Genomic DNA, 22,424 nt, shown 5'->3' on the forward strand with positions numbered 1-22,424 from the left:
CGGCCCGGTCGCAATCGACGGTTCCTTTGGCGCGGCCTAGCGAAACTATGCGGCGGCGCGGCGGATGCCCCGTCAGACGGCGTCGCGAAGCCCCACACCGATCGTCGCGCGCGCCTGATCCGCCTCGTTCGACACCACCGGATAGGCGCAATAGTCCGCGGCATACAGCGCGCTTGGCCGATGATTACCCGACCAGCCGATGCCGCCGAACGGCGCGGCCGAGGAAGCACCGTTGGTCGGCCGATTCCAGTTGACGATACCGGCACGGATATTCGCCCAGAACTGTTCGAACAATTTCGGGTCCTGGCTGATCAGCGACGCCGAAAGGCCGTAACGGGTGCGGTTCGCCTCGACGATCGCTTCCTCGAAGGTATCGGTGCGAACGACCTGAAGGATCGGTCCGAATAATTCGATGTCGGGCCGGTCGCTTGCCTCGGTCATGTCGATCAGGCCGGGGGTGAGGAAGGGCAGATCGCCGTTCGGGCGCGCCATGTGCAGCAGCGGCCGGCCGCCGCGCGTCGAGAGCGCCAGAAAGCTTTCGGTCAGCATGTCAGCGGTGTCGTTGTCGATCACCGGGCCCATGAACGGCTGCGGGTCGGCATGGGGGTGGTCGACGATGATCCGCCGGATAAGCGTTTCCAGTTCGCCGAGCAGAGGTTCATACAATTGCTTGTCGACGATCAGGCGCCGACCGGCGGTGCAGCGCTGTCCCGCGGTGGTGAAGGCCGATTGGACGATCAGCACCGCCGCCGATTTCAGGTCGGGTGTCTTCCACACCACGATGGGGTTGTTGCCACCCATTTCGAGCGCGAGAATCTTTTCGGGTTGTTCGGCGAACTGGCGATTGAGCGCGATTCCCGTGCGCGCCGACCCGGTGAACAACAGCCCGTCGATATCGGGATGGCCCGACAAGGCCTTGCCTTCTTCCGGTCCGCCGAGCAGCAGGCGGACGCACCCTTCAGGCACCCCGGCTTCATGGAGGCAGCGGACGAGAAACGCACCGGTCGCGGGCGTTTTTTCCGACGGTTTGAATATCACCGCATTGCCCGCGATCAGCGCGGGGACGATATGCCCGTTGGGCAGATGCGCTGGGAAATTATACGGGCCGAGCACCGCGAGCACGCCGTGCGGTTTGTGGCGAAGCGCCATGCGCGTATTCATCGGCGCATCCAGCCGACGCTGGCCGGTGCGTTCGGAATAGGCGGCGACCGAGATATCGACCTTGTTGACCACCGAATCCACTTCGGTGCGCGCTTCCCATAGCGGCTTTCCGGTTTCGCGCGCGATGGTGTCGGTGAAATCGTCATGCCGGGCGCGCACGGTATTGGCGAAGCGGCGAAGCGTTTCGATGCGATAGGTTACCGGCTTGGCAGCCCATTCCGCCCAGCTTTCGCGCGCTGTTGCGACTTCGGCATCGACATCGCCCGCAACCCCGCGCCAGAATTCAGCGCCGGTCGCCGGTTCGAAGGAAATCAGTTCTGCTCCGGTCATCCTTCTCTTTCTTAACAAACGCTTCACCAGGCGCGAAGCACAGGTCTTGCCCGATCGGCGCGCGCTTTTCCACTCCCGATCGGTTCAGATGCCGTTCGTTCAGGCGAGCGCGTCACCCATATGCCGGATGGCCGCGACCTTGGTGTGAAACGCGCGCCAGTCGTCGTCGCGATCAATCGCCGCCCATATCGATTCGACTTCATCGATCAGCATCGAACAGGGGGCCGGGGCGCTCCAATAGGGATGATCACGGGGTTTTCGGGGGTAAAATCCCTCAAGCGCGCTGCGAACCGGCGCGAACGCTTCACCATAGCTGTCGGGCAGCGCACCGGCGAACGCATCGAAGAAGAACCGGTCGATCGGCGTTTCGGACGAACGAATCGCGCCTTCGACCGCGCCGACCAGTGCGGCGTCGCTTTGCGTATCGCGCGGCATTACCCCCAGCCGCCACAGGATCGCGCGCGACACATGCCGCTGATAGCGCTCGCCGAAGCTTTCGAGGATGTCGATGAGCGGCTGGGCGTCCTCGGCAAGCAGGCGAAGCGAGGCGGCAAGCTGCATCGCGTCCCAATGGATCGCTTCGGGCTGGCGGCCGAACGCATACAGGCCCGCATGGTCGAAATAGGCGGCGGTGAAGCCAGGGTCCCAGGTCGGGGCGAAGCGCCAGGGACCATAGTCGAAACTCTCCCCGGTGACGTTGATATTGTCCGAATTGAGCACGCCATGGACAAACCCGGCCGCCATATACTGCGCGGCAAGCCGGGCGGTGCGATCGACGACATGCGCCATCAGTCGCTGCGGCGCGTCCTCTCCGGCGGGTTCGCCGTAATAGCGGTCGAGCACATAGGCGACGAGCCGTTCCATCGCCTGCGTTTCGCGGAAATAGGCCAGCCGCTGGAAGGTGCCGATCCGGATATGACCGTGACTCAGTCGGACGAGCACCGAGGAGCGGGTGGGGGAGGGTTCGTCGCCGCGTTCCAGCGCTTCGCCGGTTTCGATCAGCGAGAAACTTTTCGACGTTTCGACACCCAGCGCTTCGAGCATTTCGGTGGCCAGCACTTCGCGAACGCCGCCCTTGAGCGTCAGGCGCCCGTCGCCGAAGCGGCTATAGGGCGTCTGGCCAGACCCCTTGGTACCGAGATCGAGCAGCCGTCCACCGCCGTCGCGAAGCTGGGCGAACAGAAAGCCGCGCCCGTCGCCGATGTCCGGATTATATTGGCGGAACTGGTGGCCGTGATAGCGAAGCGCCAGCGGTGTATCGAGCGAGCCGTCGAGCGGTTCGAACCGGGCGAAGTGCTCCACCCATTGCGCATCGTCCAGCGAACCCAGTCCGACGGCATTGGCCCAGCGCTGGTTGCGGAAACGCAGCGTCGCTTGCGGGAAATCGACGCTTTCGACCGGATCGTAGAACGCGTCGCCCAGATCGAGAATCGCTTTTTCGGGACGATAGCTTGCGGCTTGCGGTAAATTGGCCATGCCGCGATATGGGTCGTGATGGGTGAAAAGCACAACCGGGCAGGATTCGAAGACGGCTTCTGGTGGTCGAATGACGGGTTGCGTCTGCATTATCGCGACTATCCCGGCCGCGACGACAGGCCGCCGATTCTGTGTTTCGCAGGCCTGACACGCAACGCGCGCGATTTCGAAGCGGTGGCGGAGCGGTTGTCCGGCGAATGGCGAATCATCGTCGCCGAACTGCGCGGGCGCGGCGAAAGCGCCTATGCGAAGGATGCGATGAGCTATGTCCCGCTAACCTATCTTCAGGATGTCGAGGCGCTGATCGCCCAATTGTCGCTGAAGCGCTTCGTTGCGTTCGGCACGTCGCTGGGCGGTATCCTTACCATGCTGCTCGCAGCGGCCGAGGGCGATCATGTCGCCGGCGCGCTGCTCAACGATGTCGGGCCGGAACTCGATCCGGCAGGCATGGCGCGCATTCGCGGTTATGTGGGCAAATCGGCGTCGTTCGCGACCTGGATGCACGCCGCGCGCGCCACGGCGGAAGCCAATCGCGACGTCTACCCCGATTACGATGTCGAGGACTGGCTGCGCATGGCCAAGCGGCTCTATCGCCTGACCCCGACCGGGCGGATCACGCTGGACTATGACATGAAGATTGCCGAGCCCTTCCGCCTGCCGGGCAATCAGGCCGGGCCGGATATGTGGCGCGCATTCGACGGGCTGAAAACCTGCCCATTGCTGATCGTGCGGGGCGAAACGTCCGATATCTTTCCCGCCGATGTCGCGCGGCGTATGGTTGAACGGCACGGCGATGTCGAACTGGTCACCGTACCGCGAACCGGGCACGCACCGACGCTGGAAGAACCCGAAGCAGTGGGCGCGATCGACCGGCTGCTGATCCGCATCGAAGCGAAATTAGGGGAAACCGCCAAGTGACGAAGCCGCTAAGGCCCGTTACATCCGCGCTGCCATGACGATCCGGATACTTCATCTTTTTTCGAGCTTCGACCTTGGCGGCAAGGAAGCGCGCGCGGTCCGCCTGATGAATGCGTTCGGGAACCGCGCGCGCCATACCATCGTGTCGGGCGTGCCCGATGCGCTTTCCGCGCGTGATGCGATCGCACCGGGGATCAAATATGAAATTGCGCAAAATCCTCCGGCGCTGACCGGTCGGCCGTCGGTCGCGCGCTATGAAATGATCGCGCGGGCGATGGCGAATTTCGACCTCGTGCTGACCTATAATTGGGGCGCGATCGACGGGGTGATGGCGAAGCGGGTGTTTTCGGGCAAGCTGCCGCCCGTTATCCATCACGAAGACGGGTTCAACGCGGATGAGGCGCGCCGCCTCAATCCGATTCGAAATATGTACCGGCGGGTGGCGCTTGGCGCCGCGCATGCGGTGGTGGTGCCTTCTGAAAAGCTGGAAAGCATCGCGCAGCGTTATTGGAAAGTGTCCGAACCGCGTTTGCGCCGGATTTCGAACGGAATCGATGTTGCCCGCTATGGCGGAAAGCCTGAATCGGGTGCGATTCCGGGTCTGGAGAAAAAGGAAGGGCAGATCGTCGTCGGCACGGTCGCGGGGCTTCGCGCGGTGAAGAACCTGCCGCTGCTGCTGCGTGCGGTCGGCGGGATGGCCTTTACCGTGAAACTGGTGATCGTTGGCGAGGGCGGCGATCGCGAGAATATTCTTGAGACCGCCGAACTGATGGGGCTGGAGGACGATCTGGTGATGCCCGGATTTCTCCCCGATCCGGCGCGTTATCTGGGCCTGTTCGACATTTTCGCGCTTTCGTCGAAAAGCGAGCAGCAGCCGATTTCGGTGATGGAGGCGATGGCGGCGGGGCTGCCGATCGTCGCGCCCCCGGTCGGCGACGTGCCGCAAATGGTGGCGGCTGACAATTCGCCCTATCTCAGCCCCAATTGGAGCGCGGTGGGATTGCGTGACCGGATTCAGGTGCTGGCCAGAAACAAGGCCGCGCGCGAACAGCTTGGCAAGTCAAACCGCGCACGCGCACAGGCGTTGTTCGATGAAAAGGACATGATCGCCGCCTATGCGCGGCTATATGGCGAAGCAATCGGAAAAACGGACGCGTTCAGTATTTCGTAATCGCTCGCCATCAGTCGCCGAATTGTTTAGGCTGTATCCAAGATTTAATCGGAGGATTTGTGTTTAAAGGCCTGAAGCCTATCCAGTATAACGGTCACGAGGTCTGGCCCCTGATCGAGGGCGGCAAGGGCGTCGCGGCGACCAACCATGCCAGCGCCGGCGCGTGGGCGGCGGCCGGAGGCATTGGAACAGTCTCCGCCGTCAACGCCGACAGCTATGATGCCGAGGGCAAGATCATTCCGCAGGTCTATCGCGCGCTTACCCGGCGCGAACGGCACGAAGAGCTGGTCGAATACGCCATTGAAGGCGCGGTGCAGCAGGTTAAACGCGCATTCGAAATCGCTGGCGGCAAGGGCGCGATCAACATCAATGTGTTGTGGGAAATGGGCGGTGCGCAGCGGGTGCTGCACGGCGTTCTGGAACGCACAAAGGGGATGGTCGCGGGCGTGACCTGCGGCGCGGGCATGCCGTACAAGCTTTCCGAAATCGCGGCGAGCTACAATGTCAGCTATCTTCCGATCGTCAGTTCGGGCCGCGCGTTTCGCGCGCTGTGGAAACGCGCTTATTCCAAGGCGTCCGAATGGCTGGCGGCGGTGGTGTACGAAGACCCGTGGCTGGCGGGCGGACATAATGGCCTGTCCAATGCGGAGGACCCGCTGAATCCGCAGGATCCGTATCCGCGGGTCAAGGCGCTGCGGGACACGATGCGCGAAGGCGGTATTTCGGACGATGTGCCGATCGTGATGGCGGGCGGCGTCTGGTATCTGCGCGACTGGAGCGACTGGATCGATAACAGCGAACTGGGGGCGATCGCGTTCCAGTTCGGCACGCGGCCGCTGCTCACCAGGGAAAGCCCGATCCCCGACGAGTGGAAGGCGCGGTTGATGGAGCTGGAGCCGGGCGACGTGCTGCTCCATCGTTTTTCGCCCACCGGATTTTATTCCAGCGCGGTGCGCAATCCCTTCCTGCGCAATCTGGAAGCGCGTTCGGAGCGCCAGATCGCATTTTCGAAACAGGAGGCGGGTGACCATACGCATCAGCTTGATGCCGGGGTAAGGAGCAAGAATTTCTGGGTGACCCGGGGCGACCTGATGCGCGCGCGCGAATGGGTGGGGCTTGGTTATACCGACGCGCTGAAGACGCCGGACAATACGCTGGTCTTTGTGACGCCAGAGGAAAAGGCCGAAATTCGCAAGGATCAGGCCGACTGCATGGGATGCCTCAGCCAGTGCCAATTTTCATCCTGGGCGGATACCGAAACCAATTCGACCGGCAGGCTAGCCGATCCGCGCTCCTTCTGCATCCAGAAGACGCTGCAGGACATCGCCCATGGCGGCCCGGTGGATCAGAACCTGATGTTCGCGGGCCATAATGCGTATAATTTCAAGAAGGACCCGTTTTATTCGAACGGCTATGTCCCGACGGTCAAACAGCTTGTCGATCGCATCCTGACAGGCGACTGATACCCGCGTTCATCGCTGTGAGCATTTTTTCGAATTGTTGTGAGCAGCGGAGCGTTGCGGCGGGGGGCGGTTCGACATCCGGCTTTGGTGCAGCGTGTCGAACCCCGTCAGTCAGTGGTTGAAGCACGGACGCGGAACGCTGTAACGAGCCGCAACGTGTTGGAGCAAGGGGCGTATCATGCGGATTTCGGGCACGGTCATCGCCGGTTTTGCCACATTGGCACTGGCCGGCGGGGCAGTGGGGCAGGCGGGCGCGCAGCAGCGCCAGACGCCCTATTATGCGTCAATCGCTGCCGGGAAAGCGCGCATGCGCACTGGGCCGGGGCGAAATTACCCTATCAGCTGGCTCTACAAACGCGAAGACCTGCCGATCAAGGTGATCGACATCTATCAGGACTGGCGCAAGATCGAGGACCCGGACGGCACGCAGGGCTGGATGCAGGTTGGGCTGTTGAGCGCGGCGCGCACCGCGATGGTTACGGGCATGATAGCAGCGATGCGCAGCAGCCCCAATCAGGGCGCGAGCATCAACTGGCGCGCCGAACCCGGCGTGGTAGGAAAGATCAGCGACTGCAAACGCGGCTGGTGCTGGTTCGATGTCGGCGGACGTTCGGGCTATGTCGAACAATCGCACCTATGGGGGGTCGATCCGGGCGAGGAGCTTTGACCCTGCGCCGCCTGGCGATGGGATAGGGGGCAGCCGGTTGATCGGGCGCTTGCGGACGGAGCGTCAATGCTTGTGGCGTGAACGCATGCCGATCAGCATCGCCGTGGGGATACCCAGCCCGATTATCAGGCCCGCCACCGCGCCCCAGATCGAACCTTGCTGACCGCCAAGCACGCCGCCCAGAACCGCGCCGCCCAGAAAGAACAGGACCGGGAACAGGCAACCGATCGCCATCATGCGGCATATCCTCCTGCGGGTAGGGCGTGCGGCGGCTGGCCGTGCCGCAAAAAAGAAGCCGCGACGCGCGTAGCGCCGCAGCTCTTTCAGGAAAAGCCTTGTCGGCGAAAATCGCGTTTACCGGTGCAGGTCGTACCGATCCGCGTTCATCACCTTCGTCCATGCAGCAACAAAATCCTTCACGAACTTTTCGCCCGCATCGGATGCGGCATAGACTTCGGCGATCGCGCGAAGCTGTGAATTCGATCCGAAGACGAGGTCGGTGCGCGTGGCCCGCCATTTCTCCTCGTCGCTTTCGCGATCGGTGCCGATGAATTCCTCATCGCCGGATTCATCGACTTCCTTCCAAGCGACCGTCATGTCGAGCAGGTTGACGAAAAAGTCATTGCTGAGCTGCCCGACCCGATCGGTCAGCACGCCTTCGGGCCGGTCGCCGTAATTGGCCCCCAGCACACGCAAGCCAGCAACCAGCACCGCCATTTGCGGAGCCGATAGATTGAGAAGCTGAGCGCGATCGACCAGAAGCTCTTCGGTCGGCACGCTCATTCGCGTCGACAGATAGTTGCGGAAACCATCGGCCTGCGGTTCAAGCGGTTCGAACCCTTCTGCGTCGGTCAGTTCGTCGGTCGTATCGACCCGGCCGGGTTCGAACGGAACGTCAATCTCATGCCCGGCATCGCTTGCCGCCTTTTTCACGGCAACCGAACCGCCAAGCACGATCAGATCGGCAACAGACACTTTTTTGCCGCCCGTCGCGCCGTCGAAATCGGCCTTGATGCCTTCATAGACCTTCAGCACCTTGGCCAGCGCTTCGGGTTCGTTGACTTCCCAGTCCTTTTGCGGGGCAAGCCGGATGCGCGCGCCGTTTGCGCCGCCGCGATGATCGGACACGCGCCAGGTCGATGCCGACGCCCAGGCGGTTTTCACCATCTGAGAAATGGTCAGACCCGATCCGAGTATCTTCTTCGACAGCGTCCGAATGTCCTCCGCGTCGATCGGGGCATAGTCGGCCTTTGGCAGCGGGTCCTGCCAGATCAGATCTTCTTCGGGAACGTCGGGGCCAAGATAGCGCGCCTTCGGCCCCATATCGCGGTGGCAAAGTTTGAACCATGCCCGCGCGAACGCATCGCCGAAATAGGCAGGGTCCGCCCGGAACTTGTCCATGATCTTGCGATATTCGGGATCGACCTTCATCGCCATGTCGGCGGTCGTCATCATCGTCGGGACCTTCTCACCCGGCGTATGCGCCTTGGGAGCGAGCGTCTCTTCGGGGTTGCCGACCGGCTGCCACTGGGTCGCGCCCGCCGGGCTTTTTACCAGTTCATATTCATGGTCGAGCAGCATGTCGAAATAGGTCATGTCCCATTTCGTCGGGGTGGGCGTCCAGGCGCCTTCCAGTCCCGATGTGATGGTGTGATCGCCGACGCCGCTTTCATGTCCCGACTGCCAGCCAAGCCCCATCTGAGCGATATCCGCGCCTTCGGGTTCTGCCCCGACCTTGGCCGCATCGCCCGCGCCATGGCATTTGCCGAAAGTGTGGCCGCCGACGGTCAGCGCGACCGTTTCCTCGTCATTCATGCCCATGCGCGCAAAGGTTTCGCGAATGTCGCGGCCCGATTGCGCCGGATCTGGCACGCCGCCGGGGCCTTCGGGGTTGACGTAGATAAGGCCCATCTGAATCGCGGCGAGGGGATTTTCGAGCGCCATTTCCTTGTCCGGGTCGATACGGGTCTGGCTTCCTTCAGAACCGACCCATTCTTCCTCGGTACCCCAATAGACGTCCTTTTCGGGTTCGAAAATGTCTTGGCGCCCGCCGCCAAAGCCGAACACGGGCGCTCCCATCGATTCGAACGCCATGTTGCCGGCCAGGATCATCAGATCAGCCCAGCTCAGCCGACGACCATATTTCTGCTTGATCGGCCAGAGCAGGCGACGCGCCTTGTCCAGATTGGCGTTGTCCGGCCAGGAGTTGAGCGGCGCAAATCGCTGATTGCCCGAAGATGCGCCGCCGCGACCATCACCGGTGCGGTACGTGCCTGCCGAATGCCATGCCATGCGGATCAGGAAGGGACCGTAATGACCGTAATCCGCCGGCCACCAGGGCTGGCTGTCGGTCATCAGGGCGCGAAGGTCCTTCTTCACCGCGCCCAGATCAAGTTTCTTGAATTCCTCGGCATAGTCGAAATCGTCGCCCATCGGATCGCCGGTCACACCGTGTTGGTGGAGGATGTCGAGCGACAACTGGTTGGGCCACCAGTCGCGATTCGTCCGGCCCAGTAGCGAACGCACCGCTTCGGGATTTTTCATCGGGCATCCGCCGCCCAGTGGATCACCTGTCTTCGCATCCATCACATCTCTCCTTCGCCGATCTTTTCAACATTTCCAGACATAGCAAAGCCAAGCGGAGACGCGCCAAACGAATATGGCGTTCAGAGACATGCAGAAAATCACTTTCACCGAAAAATGACGACTGCTTCGGGTTGTTAATGCGACTGATTGTCATTAGAGGCGATTATGCGCTGTTTAGTCGGACAAGGGGGGATATGAGATTCGCGACGCTCGATTTGCTGGAACCGGTATGCCGCGCGGTGGAACGTTGCTGGCGCAGCGGCGCGCGGCCGGGCGAACCGTGTCTATATCTGAGCTTTTTGCGTGATCCGGCGGGGTAAGCGATCGCGACGAAGCCGTCAGGCGCGGATCGCGTGATGGCGGCCGGGCTGTTCGTCTGGTCGGGCGCGATCGGTGCGGCCGCAGCGGTTTTGCTGTTGCGGATGGCATGGTCGCGGCCGCGCCGTTCGGTCACGGCGAACCTCGCTGGCTGGGGGCTGATGACCCTGGCCCTTGCGCTGGCCGGCCGGGGCGCCGGAGCGTGGGGGATCAGCATGGCGTCGCTTGCCGCCACGGCGGTTGCGTTCGTGCTGCTTGCCCAGGCCGCGATCGTCACCCCGGCGCGGCGGGCGTCCCCGCCCGTCCGACGCGCCAACATCATGCCGGCCAAGGGAACGGGGTGGCGCCTGCCGCGCCGCTTCGCCACCTTCCTGCTCAGCGTGCCCTGTGCGGCGGGGGCGGCGGTGCTGATCGCGCTGGTCGTGCGGCAATGGTCGCAGGCAGCGGGCGAAGCCAACGCCAATGTCCTGGCGCTGTATGCCATGCCGATCGGCTGGGCTGTTTTGATGACGGTGATGCTGATGCAGGCGCGGCAATCGGTTCGGCTGGTCATGGTCGTTATCCCGATCCTTGTCGCTGCGGCGATTTTATGGGCAGGGGGACGGGTGTGAAGCCGTTGATTGCAAAACAGACGGTTCGTTCCGCGCTTTCCGCGCATGCGGCGATCGGCCTGTTGGCGAGCGCGCTGCTCTATCTGGTCTGTGTCACTGGTACGCTCGTCGTATTCTATCAGGAATGGCAGCGTGTGGAACAACCGTCCGCGCCCGAAATGACCGCGATTTCCCCCGAGGCGGTGCAAAAATCGGTAACGACGCTGCTTGCATCGGAGGCGGGACATGCGCCCAGCACGCATCTGTACGTGCAGCTTCCCTATGGCGGGTTGCCGCGCACCGCCGTCATTACCGACGATCAGGCGATGAATGTCGCGCCCGACGGCACGCTTGCTGGGGCACAGGAAAAGGGCTGGTCCGAATTTCTGCTGAACCTGCACTACCGGCTAATGCTGCCTGCGACATGGGGACTGATTATCGTCGGCGCGCTGGGGGTTGTGATGGTTGCGCTGTCAATCACCGGGGTTCTGGCGCATCCGCGTATATTCCGCGATGCCTTTCGCCTGCGCGCGCGGCAGGGCAGTGGGGTGGGGCTTGCCGACTGGCACAACCGGCTGAGCGTCTGGACGCTGCCCTTTTCGCTGGCGGTCGCCCTGACCGGCGCGGTCATCGGACTTGCCGGTGTGACCAGCTATGGTTTGGGCAAGCAATTTTACGACGGAGATACCCTGGCTGCCTATACCCCGATTTTCGGTGGAGAGCCGAAGCCGGATCATGCCGTCGGCCCCGTGCCCGACATGGCTGCGGCGCTTCGCGGCATGAAGCGGCGCTTCCCGTACGCCGACCCTTATTATGTGATCGTTCACGACCCGCTGACCGCCGGGCAGCATATCCAGATTCTGGCGCATATCCCGCACCGGCTGATCTACGGCGAAAGCTACAGCTTCGATGCCGCCGGCCGGTTCCGGAAGAAAGCGGGCATGTCCGACGGTGCGTTGGGCAAGCAGGCGGCGGCTTCCAATTACAATCTGCATTTCGGCAATTTCGGCGGGCTGCCGGTGAAGATCGCTTATCTGATCTTCGGTGCCGCATTGTGCGCGATCATCGGCACCGGGCCGGTATTGTGGCTGGGCAAGCGGCGTCGGCGCGGGATGCACGAACCGAAGCTGCGCGCTGCTTGGAACGCTGTGTTATGGGGCATTCCGGCGATGCTGGCCGCAACGTTGGTGCTTCGCCTGATCGCGGGCAATGCAGCGCCGCTCAACGCTGTTTTCTGGATCGGCATGGCGGCGATCCTGCTGGTTTCGATCACGCGCGCAGGGCTACGCGATAAGCGCGCGCGGGAATCACTCCAACCGGCCTAGCGCACGGGCGAAGTCGCTGCCGGCCGGATGCTGGAACAGGCGCAGGCCGAATTCGGGGAGCATCGCGATGAGATGGTCGAAAATATCGGCCTGCACCGCTTCGAACTCGACAAAGCCGGTGCGCGCGACGAAGCAATAGATTTCGAGCGGCAGTCCTTCCGGCGTCGGATCGCGCTGCCGGACCAGGCGCAGCATGTCCTGAGCGACCAGCGGATGCGCGCGCAGATATCCCTCAACATAGGCGCGGTAGGTGCCGATATTGGTCAACCGGCGCTGTTCGCTCGCGTCCCGGTCGCGGTTCCAATGGTCGATCTCGCGTCGCCTTGCCTGAAGATAGGGACGCATCGCGCCGAGCGCCTCCAGCTTGTCCATCTGCGCCCCCGTCAGATAGCCGACGCAATTCTGGTCGACGGACAGCGCGCGCTGAATCCGCCGCCCGCCCGAATCCTGCATCCCCCGCCAGTTGCGAAATGATTCCGAAATCAGCCGATGGGTGGGGATGGTGGTGATGGTATGGTCCCAATTCTGCACCTTCACCGTGTGCAGCGCGATATCGATGACATCGCCATCGGCGTTGAGCTGCGGCATTTCGATCCAGTCGCCCACGCGAAGCATGTCGTTCGACGCAAGCTGAACCGAGGCGACGAGCGAAAGGATCGTATCCTTGAATACCAGCATCAAAACCGCTGCCATCGCTCCCAGCCCCGACAGCAACAGCAGCGGCGATTGCTCCATCAGCGCGGCGACCATCAGGATGGCAGCGCCCAGATAGACCAGGATCTTGATCACCTGGACATAGCCCTTGATGGGGCGCGAGCGCGCTTCGGGCCGACGGCGATACAGTTCGTTGACGACGCTCAGCCCCGCGCTGAGCGCCATTGCGATGCACAGCACGACAATCGCCGAACAGATATTGCCGACCACCGTGTCGATTTCCGGCGACAGATGCGGCACCAGCCGAATTCCGCGTTCCACCACCAGCGTCGGTATGATGGTGGCCAGCCGCTGCGCCACGCGCGGAAGCGAGGGCAGATCGTCATCGAACGCGACCCGTTCCAGATAGCGCCAGATCAGCCGTAGCAGCACCTGTTTGACGACAAGGTTCGCCGCCGCGGCTGCGAGCGCAAGTGCGACGATGCTGATCAGCGTCTGGGCAAAGTTATTGAGTTCGAACTGGGGAAAGGTGAAATCCATGGCGCCGCGCGTAGTAACGCCGCGGCGCTCGCGCGCCAACCGCTGTGCGCGATCGTAAAATCGCCCGGCAACTTTTCATCGCGCCAGGGAAAATGCTGGACATGCCGACACCGCCGCGCGTTGGTGGCGACGGCTTATACATGAACAAAAAGGGGATGCACACGGCATGGAAGACAGGCCGCTGGTACAGGCAATCAAATGGGCAGCAACGGCCAGCGGCGTGCTGGCGGCGTTCATGGTGTCGCTCGATCTCGGTCGCCGGACGGTAGGCGTCGGGTTCATCATTTTCACATTTTCAAGCGTCGCATGGATCACGGCCGCCGCGATGTCCGACGACTGGGCGCTGGGGACGCAGAACGGCGTTTTGTTCGCAATCAACCTGTTCGGTATCTATCGCTATCTGATCCGGGAAAAGCCACTGCATGGCTGAGGCGCTATGGTTTTGGGTGGCGGGGCTTGCCGTGCTCGGCCTGATCTTTGGCAGCTTTATCGCGACGGTGGTGGTGCGCTGGCCGCAAGCGCGATCGGCGCTGAAAGGCAGGTCCGAATGCGATGGTTGCGGCAAACCGCTACGCGCGGCCGAGCTGATCCCGCTGCTGAGCTTCGCGCTGCAGCGCGGGCGTTGCCGAGAATGCGGGAGGCGGATCGATGCGATACATCCGTTATGCGAAGCGCTTGGCCTGATCATCGGTCTGTCGGCGGGCGTGGCGGTGCCCGGGTGGCCGGGCGCCGCCGGCGCTGTGTTCGGATGGCTGTTGCTGCTGCTGGGAACGCTCGACCTTCGCGCTTTCTGGCTTCCCAATGTGCTGACCGGTGCTTTGGCGCTGGCAGGGATCGGTGCTGGCCTTGCCGGACTTCCGCCTGCCATCGAGGACCGTCTGATCGGCGGCGCGGCCGGTTTCGCCTGCCTGTGGTTCATTGCCCTGGTGTATCGCCGAACGCGTGGGCGCGAAGGGCTGGGCGGGGGCGACGCCAAATTACTCGGCGCGATCGGACTGTGGCTTGGCTGGCGTGACCTGCCGATGCTGGTGCTTGTCGCGTGCATGATCGGCCTGATCGCTGTCGTGGCTCAGATGCTGCGCGGCCGCACGGTTTCGGCCACGACTCAACTGCCGCTGGGCACGTTGCTGGCGCTGGCCGCATATTCATTATGGCTTACGGCAAGCCATTGAACGGCGGAAACGCTGAGTTATCGCCTTGATGGCCGGGCAAAAAAAGGGGCCGCCCGAAGGCGACCCTTGAAAAGTTTTAGGAGAGGATGCCTGAAAAGGCCTGATCCTTGTGCACCGCAGCAATTCGGATTGCAAGTGCGAAATGCATTTTCGTATAAAAAAGTCCGTAGAATCATTCGATCCGATAATGGATCGGCTTGAAACTGCCGCCGTTCGAATCGGGCGCGGAGCAGGCGGTAAGCCCGATCACCAGATCCATTTCGGCGCGCAAGGTAATGTGGTCGCCCGCCTTGCTTATCGGAGGAAGCACCCGCAATTTACCCGTTTCGCCGTCGATCGGCACATTCATGAAGCAGTTGAATGCAACCGGTATTCGATCCGGTTCAATGCCATAGGGCGCCAATGCTTCGGCGAGATTTCCGAAACAGCCGCGATGGGGCGGCTGACCAGGATAAAAGTGATGAAAGGTGTCGACCGAACAGGGCGTGAGCAGGAAATCATGCATGCCTACCGTGTCCTCGACGATTTCCAACATTGCATTGGACCGGTTCGAATAAAGCCGGTGCCCGGTCGTCAGGCGTATCGTTTCCGCGTAATCGAGCGTTCGTCCGGAAGAGATCGCTTCATCCATGTCATCCGCGTTGAAGGCGAGGAGGTCGGCCACCTGCTCGCCCTTCGGATCGACCACGGTCAGCATCTTGCCTGCGGACAGACGGAAGGCGGTGCCGCTTCGTTCGGGAATGACCATCATATTCATTTGCCGGTTCCGTGATATTCGAACGGTGGTGCCCAGCCATCGTCGACGATCCTGCCGCTATACTGGCGCGCCTCGCTCGACTGTCCGTGCGGCGCGAGCATGGGGTTGCGCGATCCGGCGAGCCGTTCGTCGCGGCTCATAATTTTTTCGCGCATGCCTTCATATTTATTTTCCTGCCGAAGGCGCTCGAATTGATCGTGCAGATTGAAGATCAGCGCAGGGCGTTCGAAACGGCGCGCCGGACGGCTGGCATTGGGGTGCAAGCCGACGATGAAAAAGGCTTCGCCACCGAAGCTGAGCGAGAAATGCGGGTTCGCCGGATCGGCGCTGACCCGGTCGTCATATTCCTGTCCGCGCCAGACATCCTTGTCCGACAATGACTGGACGCGCTGCCATAGCGCGCGTTCGAAGGCCGCTTCGTCCAGATCGACGGGTCGGTCGAAAATGACCGCGAAACTGCGGTACATCGCAGGGGCTTTGCGATATTCCTCGGCCCAGCGCAGCAACGCGTCATGGATGCGCAGATCGTCCCAGGCACTGTCGATCGCGTTGCACGCAAGCACGTTCAGAGTCCCGCGGGCGAGCGCTGCTTTCGCGCCGACGCATGGAAACGCCTGTTCACCGATATGGGCGAACAACAGGCTTTGCAGGCGCTCCTGCGCTTCGTGTTGCCAGTCAAACATGGATCAAGGGAACCCTTTTCGGGATTTGTTGCCACCCTCCAACGTTACGACCAAAGGGCGGTTCCGTCTCACTTGATCGGTGTTAAGGTATTGAAGAAAAAAGCTATCGCACGGGTGTCTTGGCCTTGGGAAAGCCGGCCCATGCTTCGTCATAATCGGTTTGCGCGCAGTCGGCTGCGAACGCAGTCGGGCGGAATATCCATCGGCTTTCAACCATGAACGCCATGGTGTTTTCGATTTTTTGCGGCTGCAACGTGGCTTCGCTCGCCGCCCGCCAGCTTGCGACATCAGGACCATGGCCCGACATCTGATTGTGCAGGCTCAACGCGCCAGGGCCGAACCCTTCGGCCTTTGCATCATACGCGCCGTGGATCAGTCCCATCGCCTCGCTCATCACATTGCGGTGAAACCAGGGCGGGCGGAATGTATCCTCCGCCACCATCCAGCGCGGGGGGAATATGACGAAATCGGCATTCGCCGTGCCGGGCACATCGCTGGGCGAGGTGAGGACGGTGAAGATCGAAGGATCGGGGTGATCGAAACTGACCGTACCGATCGCGTTAAAGCGCGAAAGATCATATTTGCACGGTGCGAGGTTGCCGTGCCAGGCAACCACGTCGAGCGGCGAGCGGCCGAGATTGGTGGTCCATAACCGGCCGAGATATTTCTGGACGAGTTCGAAATCGCCCTCCACATCCTCGTACCAGGTGACCGGCGTTTCGAAATCACGCGGATTGGCAAGCCCGTTTGACCCGATCGGACCAAGGTCGGGGAGGCGGAAAGGCGCGCCATGGTTTTCGGCGACATAGCCGCGCGCCGCGCCGTCGGGCAGCGTGACACGAAATCGCAGCCCACGCGGGATCAAAGCGATTTCACCGGGGGACAGGTCGATCCGCCCCATTTCGGTGAGCAGGACCAGCCGCCCTTGTTCGGGGATGAAAAGCAGTTCGCCATCGGCGGAAACGAAAGCCCGGCGCTCCATATCGCGGTTGGCTCGGTAGATATGGACGACGGCGCCGCTTTGCGTTTCGGGACCGTGGCTGGACAGCATTGTCGCCATGCCGTCGATCCAGTCGGTATCGCATTGCGGCATCGCCAGCGGCGACCAGCGCATCCGGTTCGGCGACAGCGGCTGATTGTCGGTATCCGGTTTGAACGCTTTCGCGCCTGTGTATCGCGTGAAAGGCGGGTGCGCCGCCGACGGGCGCAGGCGATACAGCCAGGACCGGCGATTTTCATTGCGCGGCGCGGTGAAGGCGGTGCCCGAAAGCTGTTCGGCGTAAAGGCCGAAAGCAGGGCGTTGCGGGGAATTGCGGCCGACGGGCAGCGCGCCGGGAATGGCTTCGCTGGCGAAATGATTGCCGAATCCGCTCACATACCGATCAGCCACGTCATGCTCTCCCGAAAATGGAACTGGCCGCTCCGTAACGATCGACCGTCGCTTTGCGGAGGTATGCGGTCCGCCGCCATGCTCGTCATTATTGCTGTGCGCCCCCTGATTGCGGGCGGGCATGGCAGCGGACCACGGGCCGTTTCCCGCCGGGCTTCCTCCTACAGACCCCCGGCCGGCCTCTCCAACTGGTGCGGGCGGATTACGCCTCGCTATCTTCCTTTGCCGGGATCACGCCCCGGCGAATCTGGTCAAGCTCGATGCTTTCGAACAAGGCTTTGAAATTGCCTTCGCCAAAGCCTTCATTGCCCTTGCGCTGAATGATTTCGAAGAAAATCGGGCCGACCATATTCTGGGTGAAAATCTGCAGGAGCAGCCCTTCGCCTGTTTCGGGCGATCCGTCGATCAAAATCTTGCGTTCGCGCATTTTTTGAATGTCATGGCCGTGACCGGGAAGGCGTTCGTCGATCAAATCGTAATAGGTGTCGGGCGTGTCCTGAAACTTTACACCATTGGCGCGAAGCGCGTCGACGGTAGCGAAAATATCGTCGGTGGTGAGCGCAAGATGCTGGATTCCCTCACCCTTATAATCCTTGATGAACTCTTCGATCTGCGAATGTTCGTCGCGGCTTTCGTTCAGCGGAATACGAATCTTGTCGTCCGGCGCGGTCATCGCGCGGCTGAGCAGGCCGGTCTGCTGCCCCTCGATATCGAAATAGCGGATTTCGCGGAAGTTGAAGATCGATTCGTAATAATTGGCCCAGTAATCCATCCGGCCGCGCTGCAGATTATGGGTAAGGTGATCCAGCGTTTCCAAGCCGGCTTTATGCTGCGGCAGCGCGCCTTCGACCGGATCGAAATCGGTATCGTAGATCGTCTGATCGCCATGTTTGTCGACCAGATACAGGTTGGCGCCGCCGATCCCTTCGATCGCGGGAATGTCGAGCTCGCCCGGTCCGTTGTTACCCTTCACCTCTGTCGCGCCGCGTTCGACGGCCAGCTTGAGCGCTGCCTGCGCATCGGCGACGCGGAACGCCATCGCATTTGCGGACGGGCCATGCGCGTTACGGAATCCGGCAACCTGGCCTTCCGGCTCCATGTTGAGCAGGAAATTGATATCGCCCTGATTATAGCGGCGCACATTTTTCGATTTGTGGTTGGCGACATGGGTGAAACCCATCCGGGTGAACAGGTCCGCCAGCGCTTCCGGGTCGGGCCCGGTGAATTCGACGAATTCGAAGCCGTCAAGGCCCATCGGGTTGTCGCGCGCTTCCATCAAATCGGTCCTTCGTGGCTATGATCGTTGCAATTGATACTAATCTAGCAACTCGCCCCATCAGTGTCAAAAGCGCTGGTCACGCGATAAGGGGGCAAGGATACGGCCAATTTTAGCGGCTAAAAGAGGTATCATGACTACGCTTCAGCTAGACGCATTCCTGCCTTATCGCCTGTCGATCGCATCGAACCGGGTGTCGGGCGTGATCGCCACCGCCTATCAGGCGCTGTTCGGGCTGAAGATTCCCGAATGGCGGCTGGTCTGCGTACTTGCAGAGGGCGGGGGGATGAGCCAGCAGGCGCTGGGCGTAGCGACCCGCATGGACAAGGTGATGGTCAGCCGCGCGGCGATCGCGCTGGTCGACCGTGATCTGGTGGTGCGCGAACCCAATCCCGCCGATCAGCGATCGCATCTGCTGTCGCTCAGCGAGCTGGGGCAGCAGTTATACGATCAGATCGCGCCCAAGGCGCTGGAGATCGAACGCGAATTGTTCGCCGGTTTTTCCGATGCGGAGCGAAAGGAGCTGATGGAAATGCTGCTCCGCCTCGAATCCGCAGCCGAACGCTATGAGGCGGAGCAGACTTGATCGCGCCGTGCCCCTTGTCGTAATCGGTTGTGGCCTCCCCGGGCTATGCCGAGTGAAATACGCGTGTGCCAAGGAGGAATCATGTCGCAAATGCTGTCCCGCGCCGGATTGAAGGTTGCCGCCCCGCTAGCCGGGTTTGTCGAGCAGCAGGTGCTGCCGGGGCTGGGTATGACCCCCGATGCGTTCTGGGCAGGCGCGGCCGCGATCATCGAAGGGTTCGCGCCCGAAAATCGCCGGCTGCTCGACATACGCGACATGCTACAGGCGAAGATCGATGCCTGGCACAGGGCCAATCCCGGCCAGATCGCGGATATGGCGGCGTATCAGGCGTTTTTGCGCGACATCGGCTATCTGGTGGAGGAACCGGGCGATTTCGCCATCGGCACCCGCAATGTCGATGCCGAAATCGCGACGGCAGCCGGGCCGCAACTGGTCGTGCCGGTACTCAATGCCCGCTTCGTCCTGAACGCCGCCAATGCGCGGTGGGGAAGTCTGTATGACGCGTTATACGGCACCGATGCCATTCCCGGCGACATCGGGCCGGGCGGATATGATCCTGAACGTGGTGCGAAGGTAATTGCGCGAGCCAAAGCGTTTCTCGATGAAGTGGTGCCGCTCAAATCGGGTAAATGGGCCGATGCGGCCTGGCCGATCGAGCCGGTCGACGGATCGCAGTTCATCGGTTTTCGGGGGAAGTCGCAACTCTACCGGCATAATGGCCTGCATATCGAGGTGGTGATCGATCGCGATCATCCGATCGGGAAGGATGACCCGCTCGGCATCGCCGATGTGCTACTTGAATCCGCCATTACGACGATCGTTGATTTCGAAGATTCGGTCGCTGCTGTTGATGCCGGGGACAAGGTTGCGGCCTATGCCAACTGGCTGGGGCTGATGAAGGGCGATCTGGCCGAAACCTTCGACAAGGGCGGGCGGGCGATGACCCGCCGCCTGAACGACGACCGATCCTATAGCACGCCCGACGATGCCGGGCTGACGCTGCCCGGACGCAGCCTGTTGTTCGTGCGCAATGTCGGCCATCTGATGACGACGCCGGCGGTACTACTTCCCGATGGCCGTGAGGCACCGGAAGGCATTCTCGACGCGATCCTGACCAGCACCATCGCGCTGTACGATCTTCGTGGGCTGGGCAAATATCGCAATAGTCGCGCCGGATCGATCAATATCGTGAAGCCGAAAATGCACGGGCCGGACGAATGCGCCTTCACCGACCGGCTGTTCGATGCGGTGGAGGACATGCTTGGCCTTGCCCGCCACACGATCAAGGTCGGGGTGATGGATGAGGAGCGGCGCACGTCCGCCAATCTCTCCGCGTGCATTCATGCGGTGAAGGACCGCATCGTCTTCATCAACACCGGTTTCCTCGATCGCACCGGCGATGAAATGCACACCGCGATGCATGCCGGCCCGATGATCCCCAAGGGCGAGATGAAAACGAGCGACTGGCTGACCGCCTATGAAGATCGCAATGTGCGCATCGGCCTGGCGCACGGATTTTCGGGCAGGGCGCAGATCGGTAAGGGAATGTGGGCCGCGCCGGACCGCATGGCGGATATGCTTGAGCAGAAGATCGCCCATCCGCAATCGGGGGCGAATACCGCATGGGTGCCCAGCCCGACCGCGGCAACGCTGCACGCGATGCACTATCATGCGATCGATGTCTTCGCGCGGCAAAACGCGATCGCCGCCGAACCGGTGCCGTCCCTCGACCGGCTGCTCACCATTCCCGTTGCCGATGGGCGCAACTGGCAGGCGGACGATGTCCGGCGCGAACTCGACAATAATGCGCAGGGGATATTGGGCTATGTCGTTCGCTGGGTCGATCAGGGGGTAGGCTGTTCGAAAGTGCCCGACATCAATGATGTGGGATTGATGGAGGATCGCGCGACGCTTCGCATATCCTCGCAGCACATGGCGAACTGGCTGCTCCACGGTGTTGCGTCAAAGGCCGATATTGACGATGCTTTTTCGCGGATGGCGCAGAAGGTCGATAGCCAGAATGCGGACGATCCGGCCTATCGCCCGATGGTGGGGCGCGAAGACGACAGCCTTGCGTGGCGTGCTGCACGGGCGCTGGTGTTCGAAGGGATGGAACAACCCAATGGCTATACCGAGCCGCTTCTCCATCAATTCCGGAAAGAGGAAAAGCGGCGCGGCTGATCCATTCGGGGTCGCTGCAACGACGGTTCAGTATTTGTCGCGGCGCGGTTTAGCCTGACGCTTGCTGGGAAGCGTATCGGCCATGACCGCCCCGCGATGCCCAAAGGGGCGGGGATGGCCGGTAGTCGTATCGATCCCGGTCTGCCGCTCCGCCTCGGCATTGATTTCCGCGCCCAGCAGCACCGCGTAAGACGATACGAACAGCCACATCAGCAGCACCACCACCGCGCCCAGCGCGCCATAGGTCGCGTTGTAGTTGGCCAGATTGGCGGCGTAGAGGCCGAACAGCAATGTCGCGACCAACCAGAGAAAGGTTGCTGCGATCGATCCGATCGACAGCCATTGCCAGCGCGCCTGCGCACGGTCAGGCGCAAATCGGTACACCAGCCCGAATCCCGCGCTGACGATAAGCGCGGCGACGACCCAGGTTGCGATCTGGATCATGGTGACGCCGACTTGACCAAGGATCGTGACGGCGTTTTGCAAATAGCCGAATACAGCCGCGGAAACGACGCCCAGAATGGCGGCGACGATAGCCCCCATTGTCAGGAGAATGGCAAGGATGGTCGTTACGATAATGTTGCGTTCATCGATTTCCTCGTAAATCACATTCATCGCCTGGATGAGCGCGCTTGCCGCACGCATCGCACCGTAAATCGAAAAGAACAGTGCGATTCCCAGCCCAAGCCCGGTTTTGCTCGCCGCCTCGGTCGTGACGTTTACGAGCTGATCCTGGATCAGGCGCGCGGCGTCAGCGGGCACCAGTTCGAAAATCTGCTGCATGTGATCGGCGACCGTGGCCGGGTCGGCGATAAGCCCATAGGTCATTACAACCGCGCCAAGCAGCGGGACAAATGACAGAAACGCATAAAAGGCAACACCGGCGGCCATCAGCGACAGGTTATGGTGACCCATCATAATGTATATGCGTCCGAAAATCGCTTTCCACGCTCTCCATGGATGGTGCCAGGGCTTGCTCGACTGGAAGCCGGGGATAGCTTCGGTTTCGGCGGTCTCCGGAGCTCCGGTGTCGGCGGCGATCGTCGCGTCGGTCATCGTGTTTCGGTCTCCCCGTTTGGACGGGAAACGCGCGATCATGAATTGGGATGCACGCGCAATGCGGAAAACCGCGATTCCCCTGCCTAAAAAGGGGGACCTTTTTCGCAAATCGCATGTTATG

The 22,424-nt window shown here is 61.7% G+C and carries 21 protein-coding genes; 10 read left to right on the top strand and 11 right to left on the bottom strand.

All coding sequences use genetic code 11. The features are described 5' to 3' along the window. Nucleotides 1-72: 72 nt before the first annotated feature. Nucleotides 73-1,491, bottom strand: coding sequence for a succinylglutamate-semialdehyde dehydrogenase (gene astD, locus KY084_RS06455; protein WP_219237614.1), 1,419 nt, complete (start codon nucleotides 1,489-1,491; stop codon nucleotides 73-75). A gap of 99 nt (nucleotides 1,492-1,590) precedes the next feature. Next, complete coding sequence (locus tag KY084_RS06460) at nucleotides 1,591-2,967, bottom strand: protein adenylyltransferase SelO family protein (RefSeq protein ID WP_219237615.1); 1,377 nt, start codon at nucleotides 2,965-2,967, stop codon at nucleotides 1,591-1,593. An 18-nt stretch (nucleotides 2,968-2,985) separates the two neighbouring features. Between KY084_RS06460 and KY084_RS06465 the strand changes: the two genes are divergently transcribed. From KY084_RS06465 to KY084_RS06480, 4 genes are all read left to right on the top strand, one after another. After that, on the top strand, nucleotides 2,986-3,885 hold the full coding sequence (locus KY084_RS06465) for an alpha/beta fold hydrolase (protein WP_219237616.1): 900 nt from the start codon (nucleotides 2,986-2,988) through the stop codon (nucleotides 3,883-3,885). Nucleotides 3,886-3,919: 34 nt separating this feature from the next. After that, nucleotides 3,920-5,056 carry a glycosyltransferase family 4 protein gene (locus tag KY084_RS06470; RefSeq protein WP_219237617.1) on the top strand — a complete coding sequence of 379 codons (1,137 nt, stop codon included), beginning with the start codon at nucleotides 3,920-3,922 and terminating at the stop codon, nucleotides 5,054-5,056. A gap of 59 nt (nucleotides 5,057-5,115) precedes the next feature. Beyond that, nucleotides 5,116-6,519 (top strand): NAD(P)H-dependent flavin oxidoreductase, encoded by a 1,404-nt coding sequence (locus KY084_RS06475; protein ID WP_219237618.1) that lies wholly within the window; start codon nucleotides 5,116-5,118, stop codon nucleotides 6,517-6,519. A 178-nt stretch (nucleotides 6,520-6,697) separates the two neighbouring features. After that, a complete protein-coding gene (locus KY084_RS06480) occupies nucleotides 6,698-7,186 on the top strand; it encodes an SH3 domain-containing protein (RefSeq protein WP_219237619.1) in 489 nt (162 codons plus the stop codon). A gap of 63 nt (nucleotides 7,187-7,249) precedes the next feature. On the opposite strand, the gene KY084_RS06485 is transcribed toward KY084_RS06480, so the two are convergent. From KY084_RS06485 to KY084_RS06495, 3 genes are all read right to left on the bottom strand, one after another. After that, nucleotides 7,250-7,423: a hypothetical protein gene (locus KY084_RS06485; protein WP_219237620.1), complete on the bottom strand. Its 174-nt coding sequence runs from the start codon at nucleotides 7,421-7,423 to the stop codon at nucleotides 7,250-7,252. A 117-nt stretch (nucleotides 7,424-7,540) separates the two neighbouring features. Further along, entirely contained in the window at nucleotides 7,541-9,772 is a 2,232-nt protein-coding gene (gene katG / locus KY084_RS06490; RefSeq protein WP_219237621.1) for a catalase/peroxidase HPI, read from the bottom strand. 163 nt (nucleotides 9,773-9,935) lie between these two features. Beyond that, entirely contained in the window at nucleotides 9,936-10,226 is a 291-nt protein-coding gene (locus KY084_RS06495; protein ID WP_219237622.1) for a hypothetical protein, read from the bottom strand. Between the two features lie 25 nt (nucleotides 10,227-10,251). Here KY084_RS06495 and KY084_RS06500 point away from each other — a divergent pair, with 25 nt between their 5' ends. Both KY084_RS06500 and KY084_RS06505 read left to right on the top strand, forming a co-directional pair. Then, entirely contained in the window at nucleotides 10,252-10,701 is a 450-nt protein-coding gene (locus tag KY084_RS06500; RefSeq protein WP_219237623.1) for a hypothetical protein, read from the top strand. Then, nucleotides 10,698-12,005 (top strand): PepSY-associated TM helix domain-containing protein, encoded by a 1,308-nt coding sequence (locus KY084_RS06505; protein ID WP_343227965.1) that lies wholly within the window; start codon nucleotides 10,698-10,700, stop codon nucleotides 12,003-12,005. The genes KY084_RS06500 and KY084_RS06505 overlap by 4 nt, the downstream gene beginning before the upstream one ends. Here the strand turns inward: KY084_RS06505 and KY084_RS06510 are convergent. Beyond that, nucleotides 11,988-13,199 carry a mechanosensitive ion channel family protein gene (locus KY084_RS06510; RefSeq protein WP_219237625.1) on the bottom strand — a complete coding sequence of 404 codons (1,212 nt, stop codon included), beginning with the start codon at nucleotides 13,197-13,199 and terminating at the stop codon, nucleotides 11,988-11,990. The two genes, KY084_RS06505 and KY084_RS06510, sit on opposite strands and share 18 nt — an antisense overlap. 166 nt (nucleotides 13,200-13,365) lie before the next feature. Between KY084_RS06510 and KY084_RS06515 the strand changes: the two genes are divergently transcribed. Together KY084_RS06515 and KY084_RS06520 are read left to right on the top strand one after the other, a co-directional pair. Continuing rightward, a complete protein-coding gene (locus KY084_RS06515; RefSeq protein ID WP_219237626.1) occupies nucleotides 13,366-13,629 on the top strand; it encodes a hypothetical protein in 264 nt (87 codons plus the stop codon). Continuing rightward, on the top strand, nucleotides 13,622-14,371 hold the full coding sequence (locus KY084_RS06520) for a prepilin peptidase (RefSeq protein ID WP_219237627.1): 750 nt from the start codon (nucleotides 13,622-13,624) through the stop codon (nucleotides 14,369-14,371). Before KY084_RS06515 ends, KY084_RS06520 begins: the two co-directional genes overlap by 8 nt. 172 nt (nucleotides 14,372-14,543) lie before the next feature. Here KY084_RS06520 and KY084_RS06525 read toward each other — a convergent pair whose 3' ends face one another. The 4 genes from KY084_RS06525 to hppD all read right to left on the bottom strand — a co-directional run bounded on the left by KY084_RS06525 (nucleotide 14,544) and on the right by hppD (nucleotide 18,477). Next, nucleotides 14,544-15,128: a DUF1989 domain-containing protein gene (locus tag KY084_RS06525; RefSeq protein WP_219237628.1), complete on the bottom strand. Its 585-nt coding sequence runs from the start codon at nucleotides 15,126-15,128 to the stop codon at nucleotides 14,544-14,546. Next, nucleotides 15,125-15,811, bottom strand: a complete 687-nt coding sequence (gene gntA / locus KY084_RS06530; protein ID WP_219237629.1) for a guanitoxin biosynthesis heme-dependent pre-guanitoxin N-hydroxylase GntA — start codon at nucleotides 15,809-15,811, stop codon at nucleotides 15,125-15,127. The genes KY084_RS06525 and gntA overlap by 4 nt, the downstream gene beginning before the upstream one ends. 103 nt (nucleotides 15,812-15,914) lie before the next feature. Further along, on the bottom strand, nucleotides 15,915-17,201 hold the full coding sequence (gene hmgA, locus KY084_RS06535; protein WP_343227966.1) for a homogentisate 1,2-dioxygenase: 1,287 nt from the start codon (nucleotides 17,199-17,201) through the stop codon (nucleotides 15,915-15,917). Between the two features lie 202 nt (nucleotides 17,202-17,403). Continuing rightward, nucleotides 17,404-18,477, bottom strand: a complete 1,074-nt coding sequence (gene hppD, locus KY084_RS06540; RefSeq protein WP_219237631.1) for a 4-hydroxyphenylpyruvate dioxygenase — start codon at nucleotides 18,475-18,477, stop codon at nucleotides 17,404-17,406. A gap of 133 nt (nucleotides 18,478-18,610) precedes the next feature. Here hppD and KY084_RS06545 point away from each other — a divergent pair, with 133 nt between their 5' ends. Both KY084_RS06545 and KY084_RS06550 read left to right on the top strand, forming a co-directional pair. Then, the gene (locus tag KY084_RS06545; RefSeq protein WP_219237632.1) at nucleotides 18,611-19,063 is read left to right on the top strand and encodes a MarR family winged helix-turn-helix transcriptional regulator; all 453 of its coding nucleotides are present in this window, start codon (nucleotides 18,611-18,613) and stop codon (nucleotides 19,061-19,063) included. Nucleotides 19,064-19,144: 81 nt separating this feature from the next. Next, on the top strand, nucleotides 19,145-21,244 hold the full coding sequence (locus tag KY084_RS06550; protein ID WP_425516721.1) for a malate synthase G: 2,100 nt from the start codon (nucleotides 19,145-19,147) through the stop codon (nucleotides 21,242-21,244). Nucleotides 21,245-21,271: 27 nt separating this feature from the next. Here KY084_RS06550 and KY084_RS06555 read toward each other — a convergent pair whose 3' ends face one another. After that, a complete protein-coding gene (locus tag KY084_RS06555) occupies nucleotides 21,272-22,300 on the bottom strand; it encodes a YihY/virulence factor BrkB family protein (RefSeq protein ID WP_219237633.1) in 1,029 nt (342 codons plus the stop codon). Nucleotides 22,301-22,424 lie beyond the last annotated feature (124 nt).

The sequence above is a fragment of the Stakelama flava genome (assembly GCF_019351405.1).
Lineage (GTDB): Bacteria > Pseudomonadota > Alphaproteobacteria > Sphingomonadales > Sphingomonadaceae > Sphingomonas > Sphingomonas flava_A.

Coding starts and splice junctions, on each gene's coding strand:
- KY084_RS06555 (WP_219237633.1), bottom strand. CDS start 22,300: ATGACCGACGCGACGATCGCCGCCGACACCGGAGCTCCGGAGACCGCC.
- gntA (WP_219237629.1), bottom strand. CDS start 15,811: ATGTTTGACTGGCAACACGAAGCGCAGGAGCGCCTGCAAAGCCTGTTG.
- KY084_RS06460 (WP_219237615.1), bottom strand. CDS start 2,967: ATGGCCAATTTACCGCAAGCCGCAAGCTATCGTCCCGAAAAAGCGATT.
- KY084_RS06485 (WP_219237620.1), bottom strand. CDS start 7,423: ATGATGGCGATCGGTTGCCTGTTCCCGGTCCTGTTCTTTCTGGGCGGC.
- KY084_RS06465 (WP_219237616.1), top strand. CDS start 2,986: ATGGGTGAAAAGCACAACCGGGCAGGATTCGAAGACGGCTTCTGGTGG.
- KY084_RS06525 (WP_219237628.1), bottom strand. CDS start 15,128: ATGAATATGATGGTCATTCCCGAACGAAGCGGCACCGCCTTCCGTCTG.
- astD (WP_219237614.1), bottom strand. CDS start 1,491: ATGACCGGAGCAGAACTGATTTCCTTCGAACCGGCGACCGGCGCTGAA.
- KY084_RS06500 (WP_219237623.1), top strand. CDS start 10,252: ATGACCCTGGCCCTTGCGCTGGCCGGCCGGGGCGCCGGAGCGTGGGGG.
- KY084_RS06480 (WP_219237619.1), top strand. CDS start 6,698: ATGCGGATTTCGGGCACGGTCATCGCCGGTTTTGCCACATTGGCACTG.
- KY084_RS06470 (WP_219237617.1), top strand. CDS start 3,920: ATGACGATCCGGATACTTCATCTTTTTTCGAGCTTCGACCTTGGCGGC.
- KY084_RS06515 (WP_219237626.1), top strand. CDS start 13,366: ATGGAAGACAGGCCGCTGGTACAGGCAATCAAATGGGCAGCAACGGCC.
- katG (WP_219237621.1), bottom strand. CDS start 9,772: ATGGATGCGAAGACAGGTGATCCACTGGGCGGCGGATGCCCGATGAAA.
- KY084_RS06550 (WP_425516721.1), top strand. CDS start 19,145: ATGTCGCAAATGCTGTCCCGCGCCGGATTGAAGGTTGCCGCCCCGCTA.
- KY084_RS06545 (WP_219237632.1), top strand. CDS start 18,611: ATGACTACGCTTCAGCTAGACGCATTCCTGCCTTATCGCCTGTCGATC.
- hppD (WP_219237631.1), bottom strand. CDS start 18,477: ATGGAAGCGCGCGACAACCCGATGGGCCTTGACGGCTTCGAATTCGTC.
- KY084_RS06510 (WP_219237625.1), bottom strand. CDS start 13,199: ATGGATTTCACCTTTCCCCAGTTCGAACTCAATAACTTTGCCCAGACG.
- KY084_RS06520 (WP_219237627.1), top strand. CDS start 13,622: ATGGCTGAGGCGCTATGGTTTTGGGTGGCGGGGCTTGCCGTGCTCGGC.